This window comes from Arthrobacter glycogeni, assembly GCF_054511155.1.
In genome coordinates this window covers 169,540-193,299 of record NZ_JBTNDE010000003.1, presented here as the reverse complement: position 1 = coordinate 193,299, position 23,760 = coordinate 169,540, and the positions used below count along the sequence as shown (strand labels likewise).

Sequence of the window (23,760 nt, the reverse complement as noted above, 5' to 3'; positions counted from 1 at the left end):
ATCTCAGGACTCGTACTTGTAGCCCAGGCCACGAACGGTAACCAGGTGGCTCGGGTTGGAGGGGTCGGATTCGATTTTTCCGCGGAGACGCTTGACGTGTACGTCGAGGGTTTTGGTGTCCCCCACGTAGTCCGACCCCCACACCCGGTCGATCAGCTGCCCCCGAGTCAGCACCCGGCCGGCGTTGCGCAGGAGCATCTCCAGCAGTTCGAACTCCTTCAGCGGCATGGCGACGGGGTCCCCGTTCACGCTGACCGTATGCCGTTCAATGTCCATCCGGACCGGACCGGACTGGACAGTGCTCGAGATCAGCTCATCAGGTTCGGTCTGGCGTCGCAGGACCGCGCGGATCCGTGCCACCAGCTCCCGTGACGAATAGGGTTTGGTGACGTAGTCGTCGGCGCCAAGCTCCAGGCCAACCACCTTGTCGATCTCCGAGTCCTTTGCCGTCAGCATAATGACTGGGACGCTTGAGCGCTGCCGCAACTGTCGACACACTTCGGTCCCGGACTGACCGGGGAGCTGCAGGTCAAGCAGCACCAGGTCGGCGCCGGCCCGGTCGAATTCCACGATGGCCGCAATTCCATCGTCGACCACCGCAACCTCGAAACCCTCCCTGCCCAGCAGATAGGACAACGGGTCACTGAAGGACTCTTCGTCCTCGACGATCAGAATGCGGGTCAAGCGCTTACTCCTTGTTCGCGGGCGGAAGATCCACCCTGCTTCTCGCCGGCATGACCGGCTGACTTTTCACCGCGTCGGTCGCCTCGCTTGTCACCGGTGACTGCCCGCGTCTCCGAGGGCTCCGCGTCGGCTTCCATCTCCGGCAATCGGACAGTGAAGGTGCTGCCCTGACCATGCTGGGACCAGACGGTCACCTCGCCACCGTGATTGGAGACCACGTGCTTGACGATGCTCAGGCCCAGGCCGGTGCCTCCAGTCTGGCGCGACCGGGCGGCGTCTATGCGGTAGAACCGCTCAAACACGCGCTCCTGCTCTTCGGGGGTGATCCCGATCCCCTGGTCGGTGACCGAAATCTGGGCGAGGCCCTCACGGGACCGCAGGCCCACTCCCACCCGGGTGCCCTCGGGCGAATACCGGATGGCGTTGTCAATCAGGTTGCGGAAGGCCGTCATCAGCAGGTCCGGATCCCCGTAGACAGGTTCGTCGATGCGCCCGCCCACCACAATGTCGATTTGCTTGCTTTCGGCTGGCAACCGGTTCCGGTCGACCGCCTCGGCGATCACCGTGTTAATGTCGACCGGCCGGCCACGCCGCACCACGTCAGCACCCTGCAGTCTGGAGAGTTCGATGATGTCCTGCACCAGTGCCGACAGTCGGGCAGACTCCTTATGCATACGGCGGGCGAACCGACGGACGGCTTCCTCATCCGCAGCGGCGTCGTCGAGCGCTTCGGCGAGAAGTGAAATTGCGCCGACCGGGGTCTTGAGCTCATGTGACACATTCGCCACAAAGTCATTGCGGATTTCCTCGGTGCGGGTGATCTCCGTGCGGTCATCGGCGAGGATCAGGACATACTCTTCCCCCAGCGAAGCAACCCGGGCCAGCACGATGATCGTTCCCTGACCCAGCGGGCCGCGCGGGAGCTCCAACTGCTTCTGCTCGATCACACCATCCCGGCGCACCCTGGCCGTCAGCTCCAGCAGTTCCGCGTGCACCACGGTGTGTCCGCGCACCAGCCCGAAGGCGTACGCGGCCGGACTGGCCCGCACCACCCCGTCGATGGCGTCCACCACCACATAGGCACGGCCGATGATTGACAACACCTCGGCCGCACCCTCGGGCAGGGTTGGCTCCTCAACGAACAGGAGGGAGCGCCGCTGGATTTCGCTCAGCCGGAAGGCAGCCATGCCGAAGGTGCCCAAAGCGACACCCACCAGTCCGGCGATCAGAATGAGAAGAACGGGATCCACATGCCTAGCTTATGCGTACAGCTGGACTGGGGGCGGGTGTTCCGGTGGCATTAGGGATGTGGTTCAACTAACGTTCACCCAAAGGCGCACAACAGTTCATCACCGGCTGAGACTGTGCTGTGTGGGACTGTGCATAGACGTACGCAGTCATCTCTATCGAAAGGATGCCTCCCGTGCGGAAGGTTTTTCAGGCGGAGCTTCACCAGATCGGTGAACAGCTCATTGAAATTGCACAGCTGGTTTCGGAGGCGTTGGACAAAGCCACCACCGCGTTCGAGTCGGCTGACACCGAACTTGCCCAGGACGTGATTGCGGCCGACGCACGCATCGACTTCCTCCAGAACGATCTCGACGAGCGTGCCATCGACATTCTCGCCCTCCAGGGTCCCGTCGCCAGCGATCTGCGGATGATTGTTGGAGCACTGCGGATGAGTGCCTCGCTGGAACGGATGGGTGACCTCGCGCGCCACGTAGCCCAGCTCGCCCGACTGCGGTACCCGGAACATGTGATTCCCGCGGCGATCCGCTCCACGTTCGTTGAGATGGCTGAGTTGGACAAGCTGATCGCCGCGAAGGTGAAGGAGCTCCTCGAGACCCGCAACCTCCAACTGAGCAACGATATCTACGCTCACAACGCGCGGATCAACGAACTTCACGCTGGCGTGTTCAAGGCAATCGCTGCCCCCGAGTGGGATGTTTCAGCGCCCATCACTGTCGATGTGACGCTGGCCAGCCGCTACTTTGAACGCTTCGCCGACCACGGCGTCTCGGTTGCCCGCAAGGTCACCTACCTGGTGACCGGCGAATGGCAGCCCAGCGCACCGCTGAACTAGACCACCAACGACGACGACGGCCGGTCCCCGCGGGGCCGGCCGTCGTCGTGGTGTAACCCGGTCGGGCTAGTGCTTACCCTGGTTGGCGACCGCCTCGATGGCCGCCGTGGCTGCGTCGGCGTCGAGGTAGGTGCCGCCGGCCTTCACGGGGTGCAGGTTTTCGTCGAGTTCGTAGATCAGTGGGATGCCGGTGGGAATGTTCAGTGACGCGATGTCGGCGTCGCTGATCCCGTCCAGATACTTCACCAGTGCCCGCAGCGAGTTGCCGTGAGCGGCGATGAGCACCGTTTTGCCCGCCCGGATATCCGGGGCGATGTCGGATTCCCAATACGGCAGGAACCGGTCCAGCACGTCCTTGAGGCACTCGGTGCGGGGCACTGAGTCGCCGAGATCCGCGTACCGGGGATCGTTCGCCTGGGAGAACTCACTGGAATCCTCGAGGGGCGGCGGCGGGGTGTCGTACGAGCGGCGCCACTCCATGAACTGGGCCTCACCGAACTCCGCGAGGGTTTGCGCCTTGTCCTTGCCCTGCAGCGCGCCATAATGACGCTCGTTGAGGCGCCAGTGGCGTTTGACGTCGATCCAGCTGCGGTCAGCCGCCTCGAGTGCGAGGTTGGCGGTGATAATGGCACGCTTCTGCCGCGAGGTGTACACAATGTCGGGGAGCAGCCCGGCCTCGACCAGCAGTTCGCCGCCGCGGATCGCTTCGGCACGGCCCTGCTCGGTGAGCGGCACATCAACCCAACCGGTGAACAGGTTCTTCTCATTCCACTCACTCTGGCCGTGGCGGAGCAGGATCACTTTGTAGGAGGTCATAAGATTAGTCTGCCGCATCGGAGCTACTTAGCTCATCTGCTGTGCACCTCTGTTACCGGTGGTCGGTTACCAGGGGCCGTAGGGACCGCTGCCGCCGCGAACTTCCGAGACGGCAGGTTTCACATCGGCCAGGTACACGCAGGCGGCGACGACGGCGGCGATCTGCAACAGCCCGAAGAGGCCGGTGGAAGTAACGAGCGCTGTCAGCGCTCCGACGGCGGCAGCGCCACCGGTCATCGCGGTCCAGAAGCCCTTGGTCCGTTTCATTGTCGCCTCGAAGTTCGCGGCGGGCCGCCTCACACAGTCAGCGAGCGCCCAGACCTCAATGCCGAGCGCCACCAACCCGAGCGCCAAGTACAGGAAGTATCTGATCTCATAAGCGATGTCCACGGGTCAAGCCTATCGGGTGGAGTCGCCGTACTGTCGCAGCGGCGCCAGTGCTTGGTCCAGGTCGGCCCAGAGGTCCTCGGGATTCTCGATCCCCACCGAAAGCCGCACCAGCGCCTCCGGGACCGTGACCGGCTCGCCCGACTGACGCCGTCGTCGTTCAATCAGAGATTCGACGCCGCCCAGCGAGGTGGCCGGCAACCAGAGCCGCACGGCCGCGACGAGCGCTTCGGCTGCCGCCACGTCCGCCAGCTCGATGCTGATGATGGAGCCGAAGCCGTTGAGCTGGTCGGCAGCGCGCTGGTGGCCGGGGTCGTCGGGGAGGCCTGGGAACCGGACCCGGGTCAGTGCCGGGTGGGACTGGAGTCTGTGGGCCAGGTAGCTCGCTGTTGCCTGCGACCGTTCCACCCGCAGGGCGAGGGTGCGCAGGCCCCTGAGCGCCAGCCACACCTCGAACGGTCCGGCGATGGCACCATGCAGGGTGCGGTGTCTGTGGAGGTTCGCGTTGAGCTCGGCATCGGAAGTGACCAGCGCGCCGAGCACGACGTCGGAATGCCCTGCAAGATATTTGGTCACTGAGTGGAGCACCACATCGGCGCCGAATTCCAGGGGCCGGCACACCAGCGGCGTGTTGAAGGTGTTGTCGACGACGACCGTCACCCCGGCGGCCTTCGCGGCGCCGATGATCGCTCGCAGATCGGCTACCTCAAGCATCGGGTTGGTGGGGCTTTCCAGCCACAGCAGGTCGGCACCCGACAGGTGGCCGAGGACCTGGTCGGTGTCGGCGACATCGACGGTCTGTAACGTGAATCTGCCGCGAGAGGCCTCGTCGGCGGCGAGGCTCAGCGAACCCGCGTAGGCATGGCGGGGCATCACGACGACGCCTCCGGCCGGCACCAGCGACAGTGCAGCCGCAGCAGCGCCGAGCCCGGAGCTGAACACCAAGGCCGGGAGCGCCGCGCCCTCCAGCTTCCCGAGCGCCTCCTCGAACGGGTCCCAGGTGGGGTTGGACATGCGCCCGTAGATCCGGTCCCCCGCGACCGGATCTACCGCCTCGTAGAACGTCGACGACAACACGATCGGCGGATTCACTGGCGCGTCGTGTTCCCGCGGGGGGCGGCCCGCGGCAACCACGATCGTGTCCGGGGCGAGCTGGTGGGCGTGGTCGTCGGCGTGGTGGGTCATGGATTCAGCGTATCTGTGATCGGGGTGGGACTCACCCGGGATCGTTGTGTCGGTGATCCTCGATAGGCTGGGCACGTGAGTACACCATCCCCGCGCCGGACGTCCGGGCTGTTCATTGCCTTCGAGGGCGGCGACGGCGCCGGCAAGTCGACCCAGGCGGGTCTGCTCACTACCGCGCTGCAGGACCGCGGCCGCGAGGTGCTGCGGACCCGTGAACCCGGCGGCACAGTCATCGGGGAGAAGCTGCGCTCGCTGGTACTCGACCACGGCCAGGGCGCCATCGACCCCCGGACCGAGGCCCTCATTTTTGCCGCGTCTCGGGCGGCCCACGTCCATCAGGCGATCCTGCCCGCCCTTCAGCGTGGCGTCGTCGTCGTCTGCGACAGGTATATCGACTCCTCGGTGGCCTACCAGGGTGCCGGTCGCGGGCTGGGAACCGACAGCGTCCTGGAGGTTAACCTGTGGGCGGTCGAGGGGCTGCGCCCCGATCTGACGGTGCTGCTCGACGTCGAGCCGCTTGAGGGGCGCGGGCGGCGCATCCGGAACGGCGCCGAAGACCGGCTGGAATCGGAACCGGATACCTTTCATTCGCTGATCCGCGGCGCGTTCCTCGACCGGGCGGCGACGGACCCGGCGCAGTACCTGGTGCTGCCGGCACGGACACCAGTCGACGAGCTGGCCGACGCCATCCTCGCAGCAGTCGAGGGGCACCTGGCGTGAGCGTCTGGACCTTCCTGATGGGCCAGGAGCAGGTGGTCGAGCAGTTGCGACGCGCCGCGTCGGCGGACCAGCCGAACCATGCGTGGCTGTTCACCGGACCGCCGGGCTCAGGGCGGTCCAATGCGGCGCGGGCGTTCGCGGCGGCACTCGTGTGCGACAGGGAGCAGTTGGCTGAGCGTGGCTGCGGGGAGTGCCGAGCCTGCCGGACGGCGCTGGCCGGCTCTCACGCGGACATCACCAACGTCACCACCGAAAAGGTGACCATCAGCATCGACGAGGCGCGTGAACTCGTCCGCAAAGCTCAGGACAAGCCGTCGACCGGCCGCTGGCGGGTCATCATCGTCGAAGACGCTGACCGGATGCAGGAGCGCAGCACCAATGTGCTGCTCAAGGCCATCGAGGAGCCGCCGCCCCGGACCATCTGGTTGCTGTGCGCACCTAGCCCCGGCGACGTCCTGGTGACGATCAGATCCCGGTGCCGGTCCGTCAACCTGCGTTTGCCGCCGGTGAAGGATGTCGCTGACCTGCTGGTCCGCCGCGACGGCATCGACCCGGCAACAGCCGAGGCCGCCGCACGGGCGGCGCAAAGCCACATTGGGGTTGCCAAACGGTTGGCCACCGACGACGGCGCCCGCGACCGCAGGAACCAGATCGTCAGGCTGCCGCTGGATCTGAAGACCGTCTCCGGCGCCATGAAAGCAGCCGCGGATTTGGTCAAGCTTGCTGAAGCCGAGGCCCAGAGTTCATTCGAGCAGCGTGATGCCCAGGAAAAGTCAGCCCTGCTGGCAACACTCGGCGCCCCGGAAAGTGGCACCCTACCGCCAGCCATCCGGGGACAGGTCAAACGGCTGGAAGACGACCAGACCCGCCGCGCCAAACGGTCGAAGAACGACTACTTTGACCGTGCCTTGACAGACCTCACCTCATTTTACCGGGACGTGCTGATGCTGCAGGTTTCCAGCGGTCGGGACCTGGTGAACGAGCCCCTGCGGCCCGAGCTGGAGGCGTTCGCCCGGCGGGGGACCCCCGAGGGGACACTGGTGCGGATCGAGGCCATCAACAAAGTGCGGGACCGGATCGTTAACACCAACGTTGCCCCGTTGCTCGCCATCGAGGCGATGGCCGTCAGCCTCCTCCCCGAAAAGGACTACACCACGTGAGACGTATCCTCCCCAGCCGGCTGGCCTCGGCCGCCGTCGTCCTCTCCGGCGCACTGGTGCTGTCCGGGTGCCAGCTGCTCTCCCCCGGGTCCGGGGACGGCCCGGACACGGGTGTGGAATCCGCGGCCCCCGACGTGGTCGGCGAGGTTCCCGCCGACCTTGAAGACTTCTACACGCAGGACGTGGCCTGGGAACTGTGCGAGGAGACCTTCGCGTGCGCCACCGTGGAGGTTCCGCTGGATTACGCCGACCCCTCGCGCGAATCAATCGACATTGCGCTCATCCGCAGCGATGCGACCGGCGAATCCCAGGGCTCGGTGCTGGTCAATCCGGGCGGGCCGGGCGGCTCGGGAGTCAACATCGTCCGGGATGCGCTCACCTTTGTGACCAGCGACCGGCTGCGCGAGGCGTACGACGTCGTCGGCTTCGACCCCCGCGGGGTAGGAAGGTCCTCGGCGGTGGACTGCCAGACCGACGAGGAGCGCGAAGCGGACCGGCTGGAGTATCTGGAGCCTGGGATTTCCGACGCCGAAGCGCTCGAGACGCTCACCCGTGAGGGCGAGGAGTTCGCCGCCCAGTGCGCCGAGCGCACCGGTGAATTGCTGGGTTTTGTGGACACGGACAGCGCGGCCCGGGACCTGGACATCCTGCGGGCGGCCGTCGGGGATCAGCAGCTGAACTATCTCGGCTTCTCCTACGGCACGGCCCTGGGTGCGGCCTACGCCGGGCTCTTCCCCGCCAACACTGGCCGACTGGTCCTCGATGGCGCGGTGGATCCGTCGTTGAGCAGTGAGGAGATCACGCTGGGTCAGGCCCGCGGCTTTGAGGCGGCGCTGCGCACCTATGTGGCTGACTGCCAGCTGGCCGCCGACTGCCCGCTTCCCGCCGGAGTTGAGGAAGGGGTGGCAGCGATCCAGGATCTGTTCCTCTCGGTCGAGGAAAGCCCGATGACCGCCTCCGATGGCAGGCTGGTCACCATCAGCACCTTCTTCACCGGGTTCATCCTGCCGCTCTACGACAACGACAACTGGACCCTGTTGACCGGAGCTATCGATGAGGCATTACAGGGGGACCCATCGGCGATGCTGCAGTTGGCGGACCTGGCCGCTGAGCGCGAGCCCGACGGCAGCTACGCCACCAACAGCGCCGAGGCGTTCACAGCAATCAACTGCCTCGACTACCCGATGACCGGCGACCCCGCGCAACTGGAGGCCGACGCCGCCGACCTCGCCGAAGCGTCGCCCACTTTCGGACCCTACCTCGCCTACGGCGGAGTGACCTGCGACGCGTGGGAGTTCGAACCGGTGCTGGAGCCCGCCCCGGCGTCGGCCCCCAATGCTGCGCCGATGCTGGTGATCGGCACCACCGGGGACCCCGCGACCCCCTACGACTGGTCCTTGGCCCTGGCTGACCAGCTGGAGATTGCTGTCCACGTCACCTGGGACGGCGAGGGGCATACCGCCTACGGGCGGGCCGGGTCCTGCATCGGGGACCTCGTGGATGCGTACTTCGTCGACGGCACCGTCCCCGAAGACGGCGTCAGCTGCGACTAGTGCCGTCGCGTGGGGCGCTTTTGACCTGCACACGGCAGCTCTTATAGAGTTGACGCTTGTGGATTGGGCCGCGCTGACGCGTGTCCCGTGAAGCTTCAGCCTCCTTAGCTCAGTCGGTAGAGCGTCTCACTCGTAATGAGAAGGTCGCCAGTTCGACTCTGGCAGGAGGCTCCACTTTGAAGGCCGCTACCAGGACGAGCTGAGAGCTTGCGGTGACCGTCATATCGGGAAGAGTCTGGACCCATACCCCACTGACCGCGATTATCGCCGGAACTCCAGTCTGGGGATTTCCCGATCATGGTGCACACATGTTCAGGATGCTTGCTCGAAGCAAGCAGGTTTCCTACCCTTAGGGGATCAGCGTGCAATCAGCCCTGACATCCATCAGAACCTGAACGAACACAAAGGAGTCTTCGTGAAGAAATTTACGAGCGTTTCAGTGGCGCTTTCCCTGTCGCTGACCATTGGAGTGGTGGGGGCGGGAACGATGCCGGCTCAAGCCAAGGACGGCGATGGCTCAGGCAAAGGGAATCATGCTGCGCCCTTACCCGTTGGCGAGCGAGTCACACCGATACCGGACGTAACGCAGCTGTCCACAACCGAGGAGTCGTATCCCTTTGGGGCAGCGGATCACCAACTCGTCCCGGAAGACTTGTCGAAGCAAGGCTATGTGGAAGAAGAGTATCTCGCGAGCGGCAACGCCAACGTCTATTCCTGGCCGGCTCCGGGACCTGCCATCGTCCGCACCGAGGACGCCCCGTACGCAACCCGGGTTCTCGTCCGGAAACCCGCTGAAGGCAAACATTTCAGCGGCAACGTCGTCGTTGAGATGCTCAACCCGTCAAATCTGTTCGATCTGAACATCGGGTGGGCGGTAGCCCACGAGCAAATCGTGAACAACGGGGATGCCTGGGTGGGAATCACTGCCAAACCGATCTCCGTTGACGCTCTCAAGAATTTCGATGCCGGACGCTACAGTTCCTTGTCCTTCGCAAATCCTCTTCCACTGGATGACCCTCGAAACTGCACCACGGTAGCTGCGGATAGTTCAAGAACAACCGAAAACGGCTTGATCTGGGACATTTACAGCCAGGTGGGCGCATGGTTGAAAAGTGATGCCTCCTCGAACCCCTTGACCTACGGGAACGAATATGGTCTCGTCGAAAAAGCCTACGGACTTGGCTACTCGCAGACCGGCGGCTATCTGGCGAACTACATTAATGGGGTGCAGCCCCACGTCATTGAGACGGACGGGGCCCCGATCTATGACGGATACATTGTTGGCGTGGCCGGTGGCGCCTTCGCCGGCGCCTACCCCATGAACCAGTGCGAAAGCGCGCCCGGGGCGAATGACCCGCGCCGTCAGTTTCAAAACGTCCGCGTTCCAATCATCCGGATGATGTCCCAGTCCGACTACCTTCGGGGCATCGGCTCACGTCGGCCAGACAGCGACGCGCCGGGCGACCGCTACAGGCACTACGAGATGGCGGGGGCCGGGCACGCCACACCGGATGAACTGTTTTTCTCTGCATCTTCCGAGGACATCGTGGCCGCAGGGCGAACAGTCCCCCCGATGAATTGCAACGAGGGACCGCGCAGCCGCTTCCCGAGTTCCATTTTCTTCAACGCGGCCTTACAGAACCTTGATTTATGGGTGCGGGAGGACATTGCTCCGCCGCGGGCAGCACCGATCCTGGTAAAGGACGGCGCACCTGTCCTTGATGAATTTGGCAACGTGCAAGGTGGGTTGCGCTCCCCCTTCCTTGATGTGCCGACGAGCACGTGGTTCGGCACCGCGACGGGAGCTTCCTTCTGCTTCATTGCAGGATACGAACGCCCGTTCAACCAAGCAACCATTGACAATCTGTACCCAAATCATGGGTCCTATGTGAAAGCGGTCAAGGAGAATGTCAGGGGATTGGCGGATCAGCGCTTCCTGACTGACGAGGACGCCCGGTCACTCCGCAAGGACGCCGCCAAGGCAGACATTCCCTAACCCGGAGCAGAATCCGGGTGGTTGTTGCTGTTGCGTGTAGTTCATGGGACTACACGCAGCAGCAACAACCTGGGAGGTCTTGGAGCGCTAGGTAAGTTCGGGCGTCGCAGGCGGCGCAGGGATCCCCAATAAGGCTTTGATCCGCGCCTCGGCCTCGGGATCGGGTTGGACGGCAGCGAGGTTGGCCTCTACGACGGCGCGCAGCACTTCTTCCCGTTGGATCTTCACGCCGCGCGGTGCGTCAATGCCGATCCTGATGCCTTCGCCGCGGGAATCGAGCACGGTGACAACAATGTCGTCCCCGATCAGGATCTGTTCCCCAATTTTGCGTGTAAGCACCAGCACCCGCTTACTCTATCCCAGCCATCGGGTGTCCTTCGGGACCGGGCCCCGGTCCGGCGCTCGCAGCCACAGTCTTCACAGCACCGGCGAGGTGGCCCGCCGCCCGTCCACCCAGCCCACCGGGATGCCCAGCAGGTTCACGCTCTCCGGCGACGACGTCGCTGCCGCCCCGACCACCGCCACTGCGGTGACGGGCAACTCCCGCGTCATCTCGGCCACCCACACGGCCGTGTCCATCGGCTTGCGTCCCACGTCGACCACAATCCAGATCTGATCGGCGCCGAGCCCGGCAATCGTCGCAACGCTTCCGGCCCAGTCAGCGCCCGGGCGTGCACCATCCAGCCCGACGGCCGCGAACACCGGGAAGCCGCCCTCAACTCCTCCGGCCCGCAACGCCGCTGCCGCCACCCGCGGTGCCCTCGCGGAGGCGGCCACGTTCTACGACGACTTCGCCACGTCCCTGGCGGCGAGAGTGAACGCGATTCACTCGCAGGGTGCCACCACCGGCGGCACCACCGGACTCGACTTCTTCGCCATCGGCGGCGACCCAGCCGCGCGCAACCTGACTGTGGTCCCGGTCGACGAGTCGGGGATTGCCGCTGGCACTCCCGGCGGCGGGGGGCTCAATGGCGCCAACGCCGACGCCATCTCCCAGCTCGGCGCGGCAGCGGATTCCCCCGATGTCAGCTGGGCGGGATTTGTGACTCAACTCGGTCTCGAAACGAAGGCCGCGCTGCAAACGGCTGTCCTCGCCGACCTGGCGGCGTCGGCGTCCACTGGTCGCCAACTGTCCAACGCGTCCGTGGACATGGACGAGGAGAACCTCAATCTCCTCGCCTACCAACACGCTTACCAGGGGGCGGCACGGGTTATCGCCGCGATCGACGAGATGCTCGACACCCTGATCAACCGCACTGGCGTAGTGGGAAGGTAATCCAAATGATCACCCGTGTCACCAACCAGACCATGATGCAGAGCGATCAGCGCAACCTGCAGACCAACCTCGCACGGCTGGCCGAACTGCAGGACCAGGCCTCGGGGCGGAAGGCGTTCACCAGGGCGTCGGACGATCCGGCCGCGGCTGCGGAGTCGCTGCGTGTTCGGGCGGAATTGCGCGCCGTCGACCAGTATAGCCGGAACATTGCCGACGGCGACGGGGGGCTGACGGCCGTCGACGCCTCCCTGAGCGCTGCGAGCGCCACCCTCGACAAGGTTCGCGACCTCACGGTGCAGGGCGGCAATGGGTCCCTGTCGGCATCGGGCCGCAAGGCACTGGCCATTGAGGTAGCAGCGCTGCGGGATCAGTTGCTCACTCAGGCCAACACCAAGCACCAGGGCCGCACCATTTACGCGGGCAACTCGGATGCCAGGGTGGCGTTCACCGATGCACTGGATCACACCGGTGGCAGCCCGGTGGTCCCGCCGGATCGACGCCGGGGTGACGGTGCGTGTGGACATGGATGGCGCGGCGGTCTTCGGCACCGGGGACGCCTCCGTGTTCAAGCTGGTTGATACCATTGAAGCCGACCTGCGGTCGGGCGCGGAGGTGACCCGCAACCTTGGGGCGTTGGACACGACGCTCGCGGCGGTCCGCACACATCGTGCCGAAGCTGGCACCCGTCACGCCCAGATCCTGCAATCCCAGGAGGTCAACGTGGATAAGTCAGTATCGCTCGAAACGCAGCGTTCCCGAGTGGAAGATGTCGACCTGGCGGCGGTCATCCTTGAGATGAAGCTGCAGGTGGTCACCTACCAATCGGGGCTCGCGGTGACGGCGCGCGTGCTCCAGCCCACCCTCATGGATTTCCTGCGGTGAGCCCGGCACTGACATTCACTACTCCCCCGCCTGGACTCGACCCGCTTGTTGACTTTTCGCTGGATGAGATCGACGGCGCCGATGGGCTGTATGCGCTGCAGGCCAGCGGGAACGCATCATTGCGGCTGTTCGTGCTCGACGCCGCCGTGTACCTGCCGAGCTATCACCCGGCCGTCTCGTCGTCGCACGTTGATGCGCTGGACCTGCCGGAAACTGATCCTCTTACTCTTCTGGTGGTCGCGAACCCCGGGCGAAAATGGCACTACGGTAAACCTGTTGGCACCGATTCTGGTCAACCCGGCAACGGGGCGGTGCACTCAGGTCATCCTTGAGCGGGGCGAGTGGCCCGTTCGGGCAGAACTGGCCGACTACGCCCAACATCAAGCCGGCGTCGCCATGCCAAGTAGGTCCAACGGCCTCACCTTCTGAAACCGGGGCCGTCCCGGTGAGCAATCCGGACAGACCCGCGTCAACCTGGACATCGGTGAGGGAAATTTCCCCCACCGATGTCCAGATTGATCACCGGGGCGCGCCCGGCTAGCGCTTTTGGCGGTTAGGCGAAGTCGGCAGTCGCCGGATCCGCACCAATACGCCCGTCGGCACCCTTATCGAGTGCGTTGATCGCGTCAACGTCACTGCTGTCGAGGGTCACGTCGAGGGCGTTCCAGTTCTCGACGATCCGAGACTCAGTGACTGACTTCGGGATCACCACGTTGCCGACGGCGAGGTGCCAGGCGAGGACGACCTGCGCCGGGGTGGCATCGTGTTTGGACGCGATCTCCACGAGGGCTGGATCCTCGAGAAGACCCTTGCCTGAGCCAAGCGGTGACCAGGACTCGTGCAGAATGCCCTTCTTCTGATGGAACGCCTTCAGCTCAGCCTGGTTGAAGAACGGGTGTGTCTCCACCTGGTTGATCACTGGGACAACACCGGTGGCGTCGATGACCTCCTGGAGCGCCTCAACAGTGAAGTTTGAAACCCCGATGGACGTCACCCGACCCTGCTTCTGCAGCTCGATCAGAGCCTTCCAGGTGTTAAGATACTTGCCCTGCTTGGGCTGCAACCAGTGGATCAGGTACAGGTCGAGCTTCTCCAGACCCAGCTTCTCCATCGAGGTATCGAAGGCCTTCAGGGTACTTTCGTATCCCTGATCGGCGTTCCACAGCTTCGTGGTGATGAAAAGCTCGCTGCGGTCGAGACCGGAAGCAGCGATGGCGCGGCCTACACCCGCTTCATTCTGATAGGCAGCCGCGGTGTCAATGTGGCGGTAACCGGCCTTGAAAGCGCGCCCGACGACGTCCTCCGCTGTCGCGTCGTCAACCTGCCACACTCCGTAGCCCAGCTGGGGAATGGTGGCGCCGTCATGGAACGTAAGATTCGGTGAGGTAGTCATAAATGCCTTTCGCCGTGTTCACTAAATGCGATGTCGTTAAGTGAACTGCCACAAACGCCGAATTATTTCATCGATTCACTTTTCATCGGCGAAAATGACTAGGTGGACGCCAACTGGCGCTCGGCCTCGGCGATATCCTCTTCCACCAGTTCGGCCCGCCGCCGCACATTTTCCAGGCCGGCGGACGCCAGTCCCCACCGTTCGCCGTCGAGCCGTGCCATCGCGGCGGCTTCCGCGGTCGTCGCGAGAGAGTTGCCCGCTCTCGACAGAGCTCGGTGCACTGGGGTGAGGGCGCCGGGGATCTCCATCCCCGTACTCGGCGATAACGCCTGCGCAGCCACACAAATCACGCGAACGCGCTCCAGCAGCGGCCCCAGTTCGTTAGCGAGGACCGCAAGCTGGTTGTAGACGTCATCGTCGCTCACGCCTTCCAGGATCTGATGATAGCGGTCCAGCCCACGCCGGAAACGGTCGTGTGCCCGCCGCCAGACGCCGGTGCCCAGCTCCGCGTCGTCCTTGCGCCCTTGGCGGGCCGCAGTGAAAAATCCCATCGTGGCTAGACGCCAGGGACGTCGGCCAGCACGTCAACCCGTGGGGGATGGTCAGGGGGAGTGGCGTCCGGGTAACCAGGACCCCGATATTCACTCATGGGATTATCGTCTCACGGTAGACGCGTCCGGCGGCCCGGGTAGTCCCCCAGCGGGTCACCCGGGTCGCCGCCTACCAGCGACACCGGCTACTCGCCGATGCGTTCCATGGGCAGCTGCTCCGCCGGGGACACCTGTTGCTCACGGCGGTCGAGTTCTTCGGTGAGCTCTTCGAGACGTCCCTCGGTTTCCGGATCGGGCATACCGTACCGCACATACTCGAAGTCAAGCTCGCGATGGATCCTACTGTTGAGAAGTTCAACCTCAGTACTTTCCAGCTGTGTCAGGTCTTCCGGGAACGGCTGATCAGGAGAATGCCGTGTGGTGTTGCTCATGGGGTCCTTCCAGAATGGCTTGGATCGAGGAGATGCTGAGAGTACAACAAGGGGAGCCAGGCGAGGCACCAGCTTTCCGGGGCAGGGCCATGTCTACCGGCACGTAGTTGCCGAAACGCGGGGCGCGCGATGAATGAACGCGGTGCGGACGAGTGTTGGTGTTGTAGCCGGAGCCCAGAGGGGCAATCCGCGCAGCGTGGGCCATCAAAATCCTGCTCTAAAGGAGAAGTTCCCGCGGCCGTCTGCTCAACCTGACTACGACTATATCTCATCCGGACCCTATCGCGCCGTCCACCCATCAGGTAGGTCAACCACATTTGGCGCTCACACCGATTACAGTTGAATCCTTCAGGGACAAGGGCGATAGCGACGCCCGGAAGCGGAGGATGATATGTCAGAAACCCGGCGGGTCGAATCGCATGTTCATAACGTTTTGCTGGACATGGTGATGGACAGCGATGATGTGAGCACGTTTCTGACCGGACTAACCCAACTGGCGGCGACCACTCTCACCTCACAGGCCGCCGGCGAGGTGCTTTGTGGTCTTACCCTGCTCCGCCCCCGCACCATGGGAACGGTCGCCAGCAGTAGCGAGCTGGCCCGCAAGACTGATGAGATCCAGTACGCCTTCGATGACGGTCCGTGTCTGCGGGCGGCTCGCGAGAACGTCACGATTCATGTGCAGAATATTCCCGCCGACACAAGATTTCCCGAGTACCGAGACGCCGTCGCCGAACACGGCATCCGCTCAGCGCTCGGAATTCCGGTTCCGTTGGGCGGCGAAGCGCGAGCCGGGCTCGATTTCTATTCGACGGTTTCCCACGCGTTCGACGACGGCGCTGTGGCCGCAGCAGAGGCTTTTGCCCTCGAAGCTTCCAAGTCGCTGCGGTTAGCGGTCCGGATGGCCCAGCTCAGCGACGCCAGCAAGCATCTGGAGGCTGCCATGCAGTCCCGCACCGTGATTGACCTCGCTGCGGGAATCATCATGGCTCAGAACCGGTGTTCCCAGGATGAGGCAGTGGAGATCTTGAAGGCGGCATCCAGTGCCCGCAACATCAAACTGCGCGACGTCGCCAGCGCCGTGGTCGCCTCGGCAAACCAGGCACCCACCACCACGCACTTCGACAAATAGCCCGTCATTAAACACAAATGCCCACTAGCTGGTCCTGTTCGCTGAGCATAAACGTTGATGCTCAGCGAACAACCCCTGGTAGTGGGCACTCATGTCTGGTAGGCCGGGCTTAGCAGCAGCGGCCCTCCGGATTGGCTTCCTGCCGGTCGGTTTTGTCCCGCCAGAACGCCTTTTCGGTCATCGGAGGTTCCGCGTTGTGGGTAGCCGCGTGGTGGTCGAGGTAGGACTGGTAGGCATTCTCACCCATCACTCCCTTGAACAACCACACGGCCTGCCGGGCCCGCTCCAGAACACTCATCAGTGACCGGTCCGTGCCGGCAACTTTTCAGCAGGAAGTGCTGCCCACTGCTTCTCCAGGTCTTTCTCGGCAGGGGTCGCAAGCATCCCGGACGGTGCGTAGATCCGTGAAGGAACTGCCTTGTCTTCGGTGTTTGGCCCACCTCCGTTGCGGTATGCCTTGACCGAGGCGACGATCGCCGTCGTGATCACGATCAGTGCGAGCGTGACGAACACGATCGACAGCACGCCCTGGATGAAGGTGTTGCGGACTACAGCTTCCATCGCGGCCACTGACTGCGCGGCACCGAAACTTTCTTCGCCGGCTGCAAGCGCGTTGCGGAACGCGAAGTGGTTCGCCCAGTAACCTACGGAGGGCACCGGCGAGAAGATCTTCAGGAACGACGCCGAGATGGTTACCACCGCTGCGAAGGCCAACGGGAGCGCCGGGATCCAGAGGAACTTGAAAGCTCCCTTCCGGGCGCAGATTGCCATACACACGGCGAGCGCGATCGCCGCCAGCAGTTGGTTGGCGATACCGAAGAGCGGGAACAGTGTGTTGATTCCGCCCAACGGGTCAGTGACCCCCATGATCAGGATCGCCCCCCAGCCGGCCACCATGATGGCCGTGCAAATCCAGGCTCCGGTCCGCCAGGAGGTGTCGCGGAACTTGGGGATGAAGTTACCAATGCTGTCCTGCAGCATGAACCGGGCAACCCGGGTTCCGGCGTCGACGGCGGTGAGGATGAACAGGGCCTCAAACATGATGGCGAAGTGGTACCAGAACGCCATCATGCCAGAGCCGCCGATGAAGGACTGCATAATTTGAGCGATACCGACGGCCAGCGTCGGTGCGCCACCCGTGCGGGACACAATGGATTCCTCGCCCACGTTGTTGGCCAGCTGACTCAATACCTCGGGGGTGAGGTTTACCCCTGCCAGTCCCAGTCCGTTGACGAAGGCGACGGCACCCTCGATGGTTCCGCCGGTGGCAGCCATCGAGGAGTTCATCGCAAAGTAGATGCCACGGTCGATCGACAGGGCGGCGACGAGAGCCATGATCGCGACGAAGGATTCCATCAGCATGCCGCCGTACCCGATGAAGCGGGTCTGGCGTTCCTTCTGGATCATTTTCGGGGTGGTCCCGGAGGCGATCAACGCGTGGAAGCCGGAGAGCGCGCCGCAGGCGATGGTGACAAACAGGAAGGGGAAGAGCGTACCTGGGACAACCGGTCCGTCGGAGCGGCTGGCGAATTCGCTGACCGCGGGGACGCTGATTTCAGGGCGGGTGATGATGATGGCGACCGCCAGCATCACGATGGTGCCGATCTTCATGAAGGTTGAGAGGTAGTCGCGGGGTGCGAGCAGGAGCCAGACCGGGAGCACAGCGGCGATGAAACCGTAGATGATGATGCCCCAGGCGATGGCCACGCGGTCGAGGCCGAAGATGGCGACGCCCCACTCGGTTTCGCCGATCCAGCCGCCGGCGATGATTGCAGCCATCAGCAGCACAAAGCCGATGACCGACACTTCGGTGACCTTGCCCGGGCGGATGAACCGGAGGTAGACACCCATGAAGAGCGCAATGGGGATGGTCATCGCAACGGAGAAGACGCCCCAGGGGCTTTCGCCGAGGGCGTTGACAACCACCAGCGCGAGGATGGCGACAATGATGATCATGATGGCGAGAGTCGCGATCAGGGCAGCGGTGCCGCCAATCAGTCCGAGCTCTTCGCGGGCCATCTGCCCAAGGGAGCGACCTCCGCGGCGCATCGAGAAAAACATAACCAGGTAGTCCTGGACGGCGCCGGCGGCGATGACGCCAAAGATGATCCACAGTGTTCCCGGGAGGTAGCCCATCTGGGCTGCGAGGACCGGGCCGACGAGCGGGCCGGCGCCCGCGATGGCGGCGAAGTGGTGTCCGTAGAGCACCCTGCGGTCTGTCGCCGCGTAGTCCTTGCCGTCCGCCTTGTACTCGGCAGGGGTTGCCCGGCGATCGTCGGGCTTGAGGAGGTTGCGCTCGATGAACTTCGAGTAGAACCGGTAGGCGATGAAGTATGTGCATACTGCGGCGAAGACAAACCAGATGGCGTTGACAGTTTCGCCCCGCACTATCGCCAGCATGGTCCAGCTGAACCCGCCGAGGAGGGCGATACCTACCCAGAGGGCAATCTTGGCTGGGGTCCAACGGCCGTCCTCGGCCTCGGCTAGTGCCGGGTCGAGGGCCGTGGGTGGAAGATCAGGATCCTGCACCAGGACGTCAGCGTCCTCGTGGTCACCGTCGACCGGGTGATGCCCCACGCGTCCGGGACTATTATGCTGCTCACTCATGGTGCTCCCTTAGATTTGAGTGTCTGAACCTGCCGAAGTTAGCAATGTGATGGCCGTTACGCCATAGTGTAGCCACCGACGACGCCGACCAGTCGGCAGGCGGGTGCTATTTTGCGCCCAAGGGCGGTGCGCACGCCGGGAATCCCCATGACTCGGCCCCGTCAATGGGATTGTCCGGACTATCCCCTTGACGGACGCCGGCCAGTGGGAGCAGAGGGCGGTAGAGGAAGTTATTGAATGAGTGCCCTTCGCGTCATCGGCAGCCTTGCCCTGGTAAACAACCACGCCGTGACCGTCCCGAGGATCGGAACCAGAACCAGGATCGCGCCCAGTTGCGGCCACGGCACGACCAGCTCGTACAACCGTGCTACCGTCAACGGGATTGTCTAGACCATCCTGTTGCCGGACGCCGATCAGTGGGAGGGATTGACCGTGAGGAGGATCTTCCCGGTGTGCTCGCCGGAGTCGAAGTAGCGGTGCGCTGCCGCCGCGTCCTCGAGCGGGAAGGTCCGGTCCACCAAAGCCTTCACCGCCCCCGATGCGACCAGCGGCCAAACGTTGTCCCGGACCGCCGCCATGATGGCGGACTTCTCAGCCACCGGGCGGCCGCGCAGCGTGGTGCCGGCCACCGACGCGCGTTTGGTCATCAGCGCGCCGAGATTCAGTTCTGCCTTCGCGCCACCCTGCAACCCGATGACCACCAGGCGCCCCCCGACGGCGAGCGCAGCCACGTTCTGCGCCAGGTACTTGGCCCCGACGACGTCGAGAATCACGTCCACGCCCATGCCCGACGTCGCGGCGGTCACCTCGGCGACGAAATCCTGCTCCCGATAATTGATGCATGCGACGGCGCCGAGGCTCCGGGCAACCTCAAGCTTCGCCGCGGAACCTGCAGTGACGATCGGGACGGCCCCAAGTGCCAGGGCCAACTGGATGGCCATGGTGCCAATACCGCCTGAACCGCCGTGAATGAGCACCCGTTCCCCCGGCTGAAGACGCGCGGAGAGGAAAAGATTCGAATAAACGGTTGCGGCCACCTCCGGCAACGCGGCAGCAGTGACAAGGTCAACTCCCGTTGGTGCGGGAAGGACCTGACCCGCCGGCACCGCCACCTGTTCCGCATAGCCTCCGCCCGAAAGGAGCGCCACCACTTCATCGCCCACGGCAAGACCTGACTCGCCAGGGTCGGCTATCCGCCCCGAGACTTCCAATCCCGGGTACTCGGAGGCACCCGCCGGCGGAGGGTAGTTTCCCTCACGCTGCTGCACATCGGCACGGTTCAGCCCAGCCGCGACGACGTCGATCAGCACCTCCCCCTGCACCCGCACCGGTGCTGCCGCCTGCGACACCGCGAGCACGTCCGGCCCACCTGGTCGGGTGATGACTACTGCTTTCACAAGGTCCTCCGCTGGGATGGTTTTTGGTTGAACTGGAAGCTACGTGAAACACTACTCACTTGGGAAGGTTGTCCGAGCGGCCGATGGAGCTGGTCTTGAAAACCAGTGTGCGGTAACCCCGTACCAAGAGTTCGAATCTCTTACCTTCCGCTCGTTATAGAAAAGTTGGCCCCGGTAGTTACCGGGGCCAACTTTTTGTTTACCGTAAACTCCTGGCCCCTTCACTTTACGTAATCTCTCGTTCACTATTGTCTGGTTGGCTCAATACCGACCCAAAAGTTATCTGGCTCACAATTACCAGGATCTTGGGCCATAACGGTCTGTGCTTTACCCTTCGGGCGGTCTCACTCGCGGCTGACAGCAGCCAAAAGCCAAGGAGAACTAGCGGATGAAACATTCGTCATGGAAGGGCGGGCTTGGCGCCGTGATCACAGTGGGGCTACTCGCTTCACCAATCGCTGCGCTACCTGCCTTTGCGGCGCCGAACGGTGTTGTCATCAATGAGGCCTACGTCAACGGGGGAAGCGCGAACGCCCCGTATCTGAACAAGTTTGTCGAACTCCACAACACCACCGATCAGCCGGTCGACGTCAACGGTTGGTCGCTCCAGTACCGTGCAGCCGGCAGTTCCAATGCGCCGACTGGAGTGTCAACACTCACTGGAACCGTTCCGGCAAACGGCCACTATCTTGTTGGCGGCTCCAGCAATGCTGACAACGGAGTTGCGCTTCCCGGCACGGATGCCACTATCGGCGCCAGTTTCGCTGACGGCGGCGGCACGCTCATTCTCTCGAACGAGGCCACAGCAATCGATCCGCTGGCCACCGGTTCGATTGGCGACAACCCGGCCGTGGAGGATCTGCTGGGGTATGGATCCTCAAACACATTCGAGACCGCTGTCGCGACCAAACCGGCCAGCAACGCCGATCCCCGCTCCTTGAACCGCACCGACTTCGTCGACACCGACGACAACTCCGCCGACTTCACCCTCAGCGAGGCTGTGACTCCGACCAACGCCGACGGCGAAACCGGCAGCGTTGAGCCAGAACCGGACCCCGACCCCCCGGTTGCTGGCGCAGTAGTCCCAATCGCTGAAATCCAGGGCACCGGAGACGCCTCCCCACTCGCAGGAGACACCGTCACAACCCGGGGTGTAGTCACCGCTGCCTACCCCACCGGCGGCATTGACGGCTACGTCATCCAGACCGAAGGCACTGGCCTTTCAACGTCGGAAGCGCGCACCGCCTCCGACGGCATCTTCATCTACTCCCCGGGGACCATCGCCGACATCGCAATCGGTGACCATGTCGAGGTCACCGGTCAGGTCGGAGAAAACTTCGGCGTCACCCAGATTGAAGTGGTAGCCGGCGCCGCCACGGTGCTCACAGAGCCAGCCGAGGAAGTCAAGTCCCTCATTACGCTGTGGCCCGCCACCGAGGCAGGGCGTGAAGTTCTAGAGAGCATGCTCGTCCGACCAACCGGCGACTTCACCGTCTCTGACAACTATGACCTCAACCGGTACGGCGAGATCGACCTGGCCTTCGGCACCGAAGCCCTGGTCCAGCCCACCGAAATTGCTCCCCCTGGCACTGAGGAGAACGCCGCTGTACAGGCCGACAACAAAGCACACGGGGTTACCCTCGACGACGGCGCCACGGTGGACTTCGTCCAGAACACCGACCAGGCCCTGCCGTACCTGACCCTTGAGGATCCGGTCCGGGTCAACGGATCAGCAACCTTCACCTCCGATGTCATCGTTGACTTTGACTTCGGCGTGTGGCGCTTCCAACCGCTCACTCACCTGACGGCAGCGAATGCCGCCGAAGTGCAACCAGTCACCTTCGCTGGCGAGCGACCAGCCACCCCCATTGATGTGGGCGGTGACATCAAGATCGCCTCGTTCAACGTCCTGAACTACTTCAGCACCACCGGCGATGAGCTGACCGGTTGCACGTATTTCAACGACCGCGCGGGCAACCCCATCACGGTCCGGGGTGGCTGCGACGCTCGTGGTGCTGCCAACACCGACAGCTTTGAGCGGCAGGAAGCCAAGATTGTCGACGCGCTGACCAACCTCGACGCCGACATGGTCTCGCTTGAAGAAATCGAGAACTCGGCGGCGTTCGGCAAGGACCGCGACGAGGCCCTCGCCACCCTGACCGCCGCGCTGAACGAAGTCGAGCCGGGCGTCTGGGACTTTGTCCCTTCCCCCGCCGAAATTCCTGCCAATGAGGACGTGATCCGCAACGCCTTCATCTACAAGACCGCTGCGGTCGAGACAGTGGGCGACTCGGTCATCCTCGACGACGACGTCGCGTTCTCCAACGCCCGCAAGCCGCTGGCCCAGGCCTTCCAGGCCGCAGACGGGGACGAGTCAACGAAATTCCTCGCCATTGTGAACCACTTCAAGTCGAAGGGCTCCGGCTCCGGGGAGAACGCAGACCAGGGCGACGGGCAAGGGGCGTCAAACCCCGACCGCGTCGAGCAGGCAACCGCTCTTGTCGACTTCGCCGACACCATGCAGAGCGAAGCAGGTACCGAGAAGGTTTTCCTGACCGGTGACTTCAACTCCTATACGGCCGAAGACCCCATGCAGGTGTTCTACGAGGCCGGGTACACCAACCAGGGCGTCGAGACAGATAAATACTCCTACGTCTTTCGTGGACAGTCCGGGTCGCTCGACCACATCCTCGCCTCCCCCGAAGCCGCCGCCACTGTGACCGGCGTCGACATCTGGAACATTAACGCCGTCGAATCACTGGCCTTTGAATACAGCCGGTTCAACTACACGCCGGTGAACTACTACACAGCCGACCAATACCGTGCCAGCGATCACGACCCGGTGATCGTCGGTCTGGATCTGGACGAGGCCATTGAGTTCAGTGACATCGCTGGTAACGAACACCAGGACCACATCGAGTGGATGGCCGGGAACGGCCTCTCCACCGGTTGGCTGGAAGCCGACGGCACCCGGACGTACCGTCCACTAGCGAACATCAACCGCGACGCGATGGCCGCGTTCCTCTACCGCCTCGCCGGAGAACCAGACTTCGAACTACCGGACGAGTCACCCTTCAGCGACATCGCGTTCCCCGCCGATGAAGCAGACCGGATCGAGCACTTCGACGCGATCATGTGGATGCATCAAACCGGTCTATCAACTGGCTGGCCCGAAGCCGACGGCACCCGAACCTTCCGCCCAGTCACCCCGGTGAACAGGGACGCGATGGCAGCCTTCATGATGCGCCTCGCCACAGAGGTCTGCCTCAACGCGGATGCGGTGAGCTTCGTAAACCCGAACGGTGGACCCTTCACAGATGTGCCTGAGGGCATGATGTTCGAGAAGGAAATCTCCTGGCTGAAGGACACCGGCATCTCCGAAGGCTGGGGCGATGGCACCTACCGTCCCGTCACCCCCGTGGCCCGCGACGCGATGGCAGCCTTCGTCAACCGGTTCGACGACGAAATCGGAACCTGCGGCAGGTATGCAGAAGGTCTCTAGTCCAA

General features: G+C 63.7%; 26 protein-coding genes and 2 tRNA genes. 15 read left to right on the top strand and 13 right to left on the bottom strand.

Annotated features, from left to right (window positions below; translation table 11 throughout):
- Nucleotides 1-3: 3 nt before the first annotated feature.
- Both ACX80O_RS03630 and ACX80O_RS03625 read right to left on the bottom strand, forming a co-directional pair.
- Nucleotides 4-684: a response regulator gene (locus ACX80O_RS03630; protein WP_459332566.1), complete on the bottom strand. Its 681-nt coding sequence runs from the start codon at nt 682-684 to the stop codon at nt 4-6.
- A complete protein-coding gene (locus tag ACX80O_RS03625; protein ID WP_459305751.1) occupies nt 681-1,934 on the bottom strand; it encodes a sensor histidine kinase in 1,254 nt (417 codons plus the stop codon). Before ACX80O_RS03625 ends, ACX80O_RS03630 begins: the two co-directional genes overlap by 4 nt.
- Nucleotides 1,935-2,107: 173 nt before the next feature.
- On the opposite strand from ACX80O_RS03625, the gene phoU reads away from it, so the two are divergent.
- A complete protein-coding gene (gene phoU, locus ACX80O_RS03620) occupies nt 2,108-2,767 on the top strand; it encodes a phosphate signaling complex protein PhoU (protein ID WP_459332565.1) in 660 nt (219 codons plus the stop codon).
- Nucleotides 2,768-2,833: 66 nt separating this feature from the next.
- Here the strand turns inward: phoU and ACX80O_RS03615 are convergent, their stop codons facing one another.
- The 3 genes from ACX80O_RS03615 to ACX80O_RS03605 form a co-directional block, all read right to left on the bottom strand.
- Complete coding sequence (locus ACX80O_RS03615; RefSeq protein WP_459332564.1) at nt 2,834-3,583, bottom strand: phosphoglyceromutase; 750 nt, start codon at nt 3,581-3,583, stop codon at nt 2,834-2,836.
- Between the two features lie 66 nt (nt 3,584-3,649).
- Nucleotides 3,650-3,973, bottom strand: a complete 324-nt coding sequence (locus ACX80O_RS03610) for a DUF2516 family protein (RefSeq protein WP_459332563.1) — start codon at nt 3,971-3,973, stop codon at nt 3,650-3,652.
- 9 nt (nt 3,974-3,982) lie between these two features.
- Entirely contained in the window at nt 3,983-5,155 is a 1,173-nt protein-coding gene (locus ACX80O_RS03605; RefSeq protein WP_459305757.1) for a trans-sulfuration enzyme family protein, read from the bottom strand.
- Nucleotides 5,156-5,230: 75 nt separating this feature from the next.
- Here ACX80O_RS03605 and tmk point away from each other — a divergent pair, with 75 nt between their 5' ends.
- The 5 genes from tmk to ACX80O_RS03580 all read left to right on the top strand — a co-directional run bounded on the left by tmk (nt 5,231) and on the right by ACX80O_RS03580 (nt 10,584).
- Complete coding sequence (tmk, locus tag ACX80O_RS03600) at nt 5,231-5,875, top strand: dTMP kinase (protein ID WP_459305759.1); 645 nt, start codon at nt 5,231-5,233, stop codon at nt 5,873-5,875.
- Nucleotides 5,872-7,035, top strand: a complete 1,164-nt coding sequence (locus tag ACX80O_RS03595) for a DNA polymerase III subunit delta' (protein WP_459305761.1) — start codon at nt 5,872-5,874, stop codon at nt 7,033-7,035. Before tmk ends, ACX80O_RS03595 begins: the two co-directional genes overlap by 4 nt.
- The gene (locus ACX80O_RS03590) at nt 7,032-8,588 is read left to right on the top strand and encodes an alpha/beta hydrolase (RefSeq protein WP_459332562.1); all 1,557 of its coding nucleotides are present in this window, start codon (nt 7,032-7,034) and stop codon (nt 8,586-8,588) included. Before ACX80O_RS03595 ends, ACX80O_RS03590 begins: the two co-directional genes overlap by 4 nt.
- Nucleotides 8,589-8,686: 98 nt before the next feature.
- Nucleotides 8,687-8,762, top strand: a tRNA-Thr gene (locus tag ACX80O_RS03585).
- 241 nt (nt 8,763-9,003) lie between these two features.
- Nucleotides 9,004-10,584: an alpha/beta hydrolase domain-containing protein gene (locus ACX80O_RS03580; RefSeq protein ID WP_459332561.1), complete on the top strand. Its 1,581-nt coding sequence runs from the start codon at nt 9,004-9,006 to the stop codon at nt 10,582-10,584.
- Between the two features lie 87 nt (nt 10,585-10,671).
- On the opposite strand, the gene ACX80O_RS03575 is transcribed toward ACX80O_RS03580, so the two are convergent.
- Together ACX80O_RS03575 and ACX80O_RS03570 are read right to left on the bottom strand one after the other, a co-directional pair.
- A complete protein-coding gene (locus ACX80O_RS03575; RefSeq protein ID WP_459332560.1) occupies nt 10,672-10,929 on the bottom strand; it encodes a carbon storage regulator in 258 nt (85 codons plus the stop codon).
- Nucleotides 10,930-11,001: 72 nt separating this feature from the next.
- Nucleotides 11,002-11,361 carry a hypothetical protein gene (locus ACX80O_RS03570; RefSeq protein ID WP_459332559.1) on the bottom strand — a complete coding sequence of 120 codons (360 nt, stop codon included), beginning with the start codon at nt 11,359-11,361 and terminating at the stop codon, nt 11,002-11,004.
- Between the two features lie 37 nt (nt 11,362-11,398).
- On the opposite strand from ACX80O_RS03570, the gene ACX80O_RS03565 reads away from it, so the two are divergent.
- The 5 genes from ACX80O_RS03565 to ACX80O_RS03545 are packed head-to-tail and all read left to right on the top strand — an operon-like array spanning nt 11,399 to nt 13,171.
- Nucleotides 11,399-11,860: a flagellar basal body rod C-terminal domain-containing protein gene (locus ACX80O_RS03565; protein ID WP_459332558.1), complete on the top strand. Its 462-nt coding sequence runs from the start codon at nt 11,399-11,401 to the stop codon at nt 11,858-11,860.
- A gap of 5 nt (nt 11,861-11,865) precedes the next feature.
- Complete coding sequence (gene flgL, locus ACX80O_RS03560; protein ID WP_459332557.1) at nt 11,866-12,438, top strand: flagellar hook-associated protein FlgL; 573 nt, start codon at nt 11,866-11,868, stop codon at nt 12,436-12,438.
- The gene (locus ACX80O_RS03555; RefSeq protein WP_459332556.1) at nt 12,422-12,742 is read left to right on the top strand and encodes a flagellin; all 321 of its coding nucleotides are present in this window, start codon (nt 12,422-12,424) and stop codon (nt 12,740-12,742) included. Before flgL ends, ACX80O_RS03555 begins: the two co-directional genes overlap by 17 nt.
- Nucleotides 12,739-13,074: a flagellar assembly protein FliW gene (gene fliW / locus ACX80O_RS03550; RefSeq protein WP_459332555.1), complete on the top strand. Its 336-nt coding sequence runs from the start codon at nt 12,739-12,741 to the stop codon at nt 13,072-13,074. Before ACX80O_RS03555 ends, fliW begins: the two co-directional genes overlap by 4 nt.
- Complete coding sequence (locus ACX80O_RS03545; RefSeq protein WP_459332554.1) at nt 13,019-13,171, top strand: hypothetical protein; 153 nt, start codon at nt 13,019-13,021, stop codon at nt 13,169-13,171. The genes fliW and ACX80O_RS03545 overlap by 56 nt, the downstream gene beginning before the upstream one ends.
- Nucleotides 13,172-13,295: 124 nt before the next feature.
- Here the strand turns inward: ACX80O_RS03545 and ACX80O_RS03540 are convergent, their stop codons facing one another.
- The 3 genes from ACX80O_RS03540 to ACX80O_RS03530 all read right to left on the bottom strand — a co-directional run bounded on the left by ACX80O_RS03540 (nt 13,296) and on the right by ACX80O_RS03530 (nt 15,117).
- Nucleotides 13,296-14,135, bottom strand: a complete 840-nt coding sequence (locus tag ACX80O_RS03540) for an aldo/keto reductase (RefSeq protein ID WP_459332553.1) — start codon at nt 14,133-14,135, stop codon at nt 13,296-13,298.
- Between the two features lie 98 nt (nt 14,136-14,233).
- Nucleotides 14,234-14,686, bottom strand: a complete 453-nt coding sequence (locus ACX80O_RS03535) for a hypothetical protein (protein WP_459332552.1) — start codon at nt 14,684-14,686, stop codon at nt 14,234-14,236.
- A gap of 185 nt (nt 14,687-14,871) precedes the next feature.
- Complete coding sequence (locus tag ACX80O_RS03530; protein WP_459305779.1) at nt 14,872-15,117, bottom strand: hypothetical protein; 246 nt, start codon at nt 15,115-15,117, stop codon at nt 14,872-14,874.
- 391 nt (nt 15,118-15,508) lie between these two features.
- Between ACX80O_RS03530 and ACX80O_RS03525 the strand changes: the two genes are divergently transcribed.
- A complete protein-coding gene (locus tag ACX80O_RS03525; RefSeq protein ID WP_459305781.1) occupies nt 15,509-16,249 on the top strand; it encodes a GAF and ANTAR domain-containing protein in 741 nt (246 codons plus the stop codon).
- 109 nt (nt 16,250-16,358) lie between these two features.
- Here the strand turns inward: ACX80O_RS03525 and ACX80O_RS03520 are convergent, their stop codons facing one another.
- Both ACX80O_RS03520 and ACX80O_RS03515 read right to left on the bottom strand, forming a co-directional pair.
- The gene (locus tag ACX80O_RS03520) at nt 16,359-16,547 is read right to left on the bottom strand and encodes a YbdD/YjiX family protein (RefSeq protein WP_459305783.1); all 189 of its coding nucleotides are present in this window, start codon (nt 16,545-16,547) and stop codon (nt 16,359-16,361) included.
- Entirely contained in the window at nt 16,547-18,856 is a 2,310-nt protein-coding gene (locus ACX80O_RS03515) for a carbon starvation CstA family protein (RefSeq protein ID WP_459305785.1), read from the bottom strand. The genes ACX80O_RS03520 and ACX80O_RS03515 overlap by 1 nt, the downstream gene beginning before the upstream one ends.
- Nucleotides 18,857-19,093: 237 nt before the next feature.
- Here ACX80O_RS03515 and ACX80O_RS03510 point away from each other — a divergent pair, with 237 nt between their 5' ends.
- Complete coding sequence (locus ACX80O_RS03510) at nt 19,094-19,246, top strand: hypothetical protein (RefSeq protein ID WP_459332551.1); 153 nt, start codon at nt 19,094-19,096, stop codon at nt 19,244-19,246.
- Nucleotides 19,247-19,269: 23 nt separating this feature from the next.
- Here ACX80O_RS03510 and ACX80O_RS03505 read toward each other — a convergent pair whose 3' ends face one another.
- A complete protein-coding gene (locus tag ACX80O_RS03505) occupies nt 19,270-20,253 on the bottom strand; it encodes an NAD(P)H-quinone oxidoreductase (RefSeq protein WP_459332550.1) in 984 nt (327 codons plus the stop codon).
- A 62-nt stretch (nt 20,254-20,315) separates the two neighbouring features.
- Between ACX80O_RS03505 and ACX80O_RS03500 the strand changes: the two genes are divergently transcribed.
- Both ACX80O_RS03500 and ACX80O_RS03495 read left to right on the top strand, forming a co-directional pair.
- Nucleotides 20,316-20,403: transfer RNA gene (locus tag ACX80O_RS03500), tRNA-Ser, on the top strand.
- 238 nt (nt 20,404-20,641) lie between these two features.
- Nucleotides 20,642-23,755 (top strand): ExeM/NucH family extracellular endonuclease, encoded by a 3,114-nt coding sequence (locus tag ACX80O_RS03495; RefSeq protein ID WP_459332549.1) that lies wholly within the window; start codon nt 20,642-20,644, stop codon nt 23,753-23,755.
- Nucleotides 23,756-23,760: the final 5 nt, after the last annotated feature.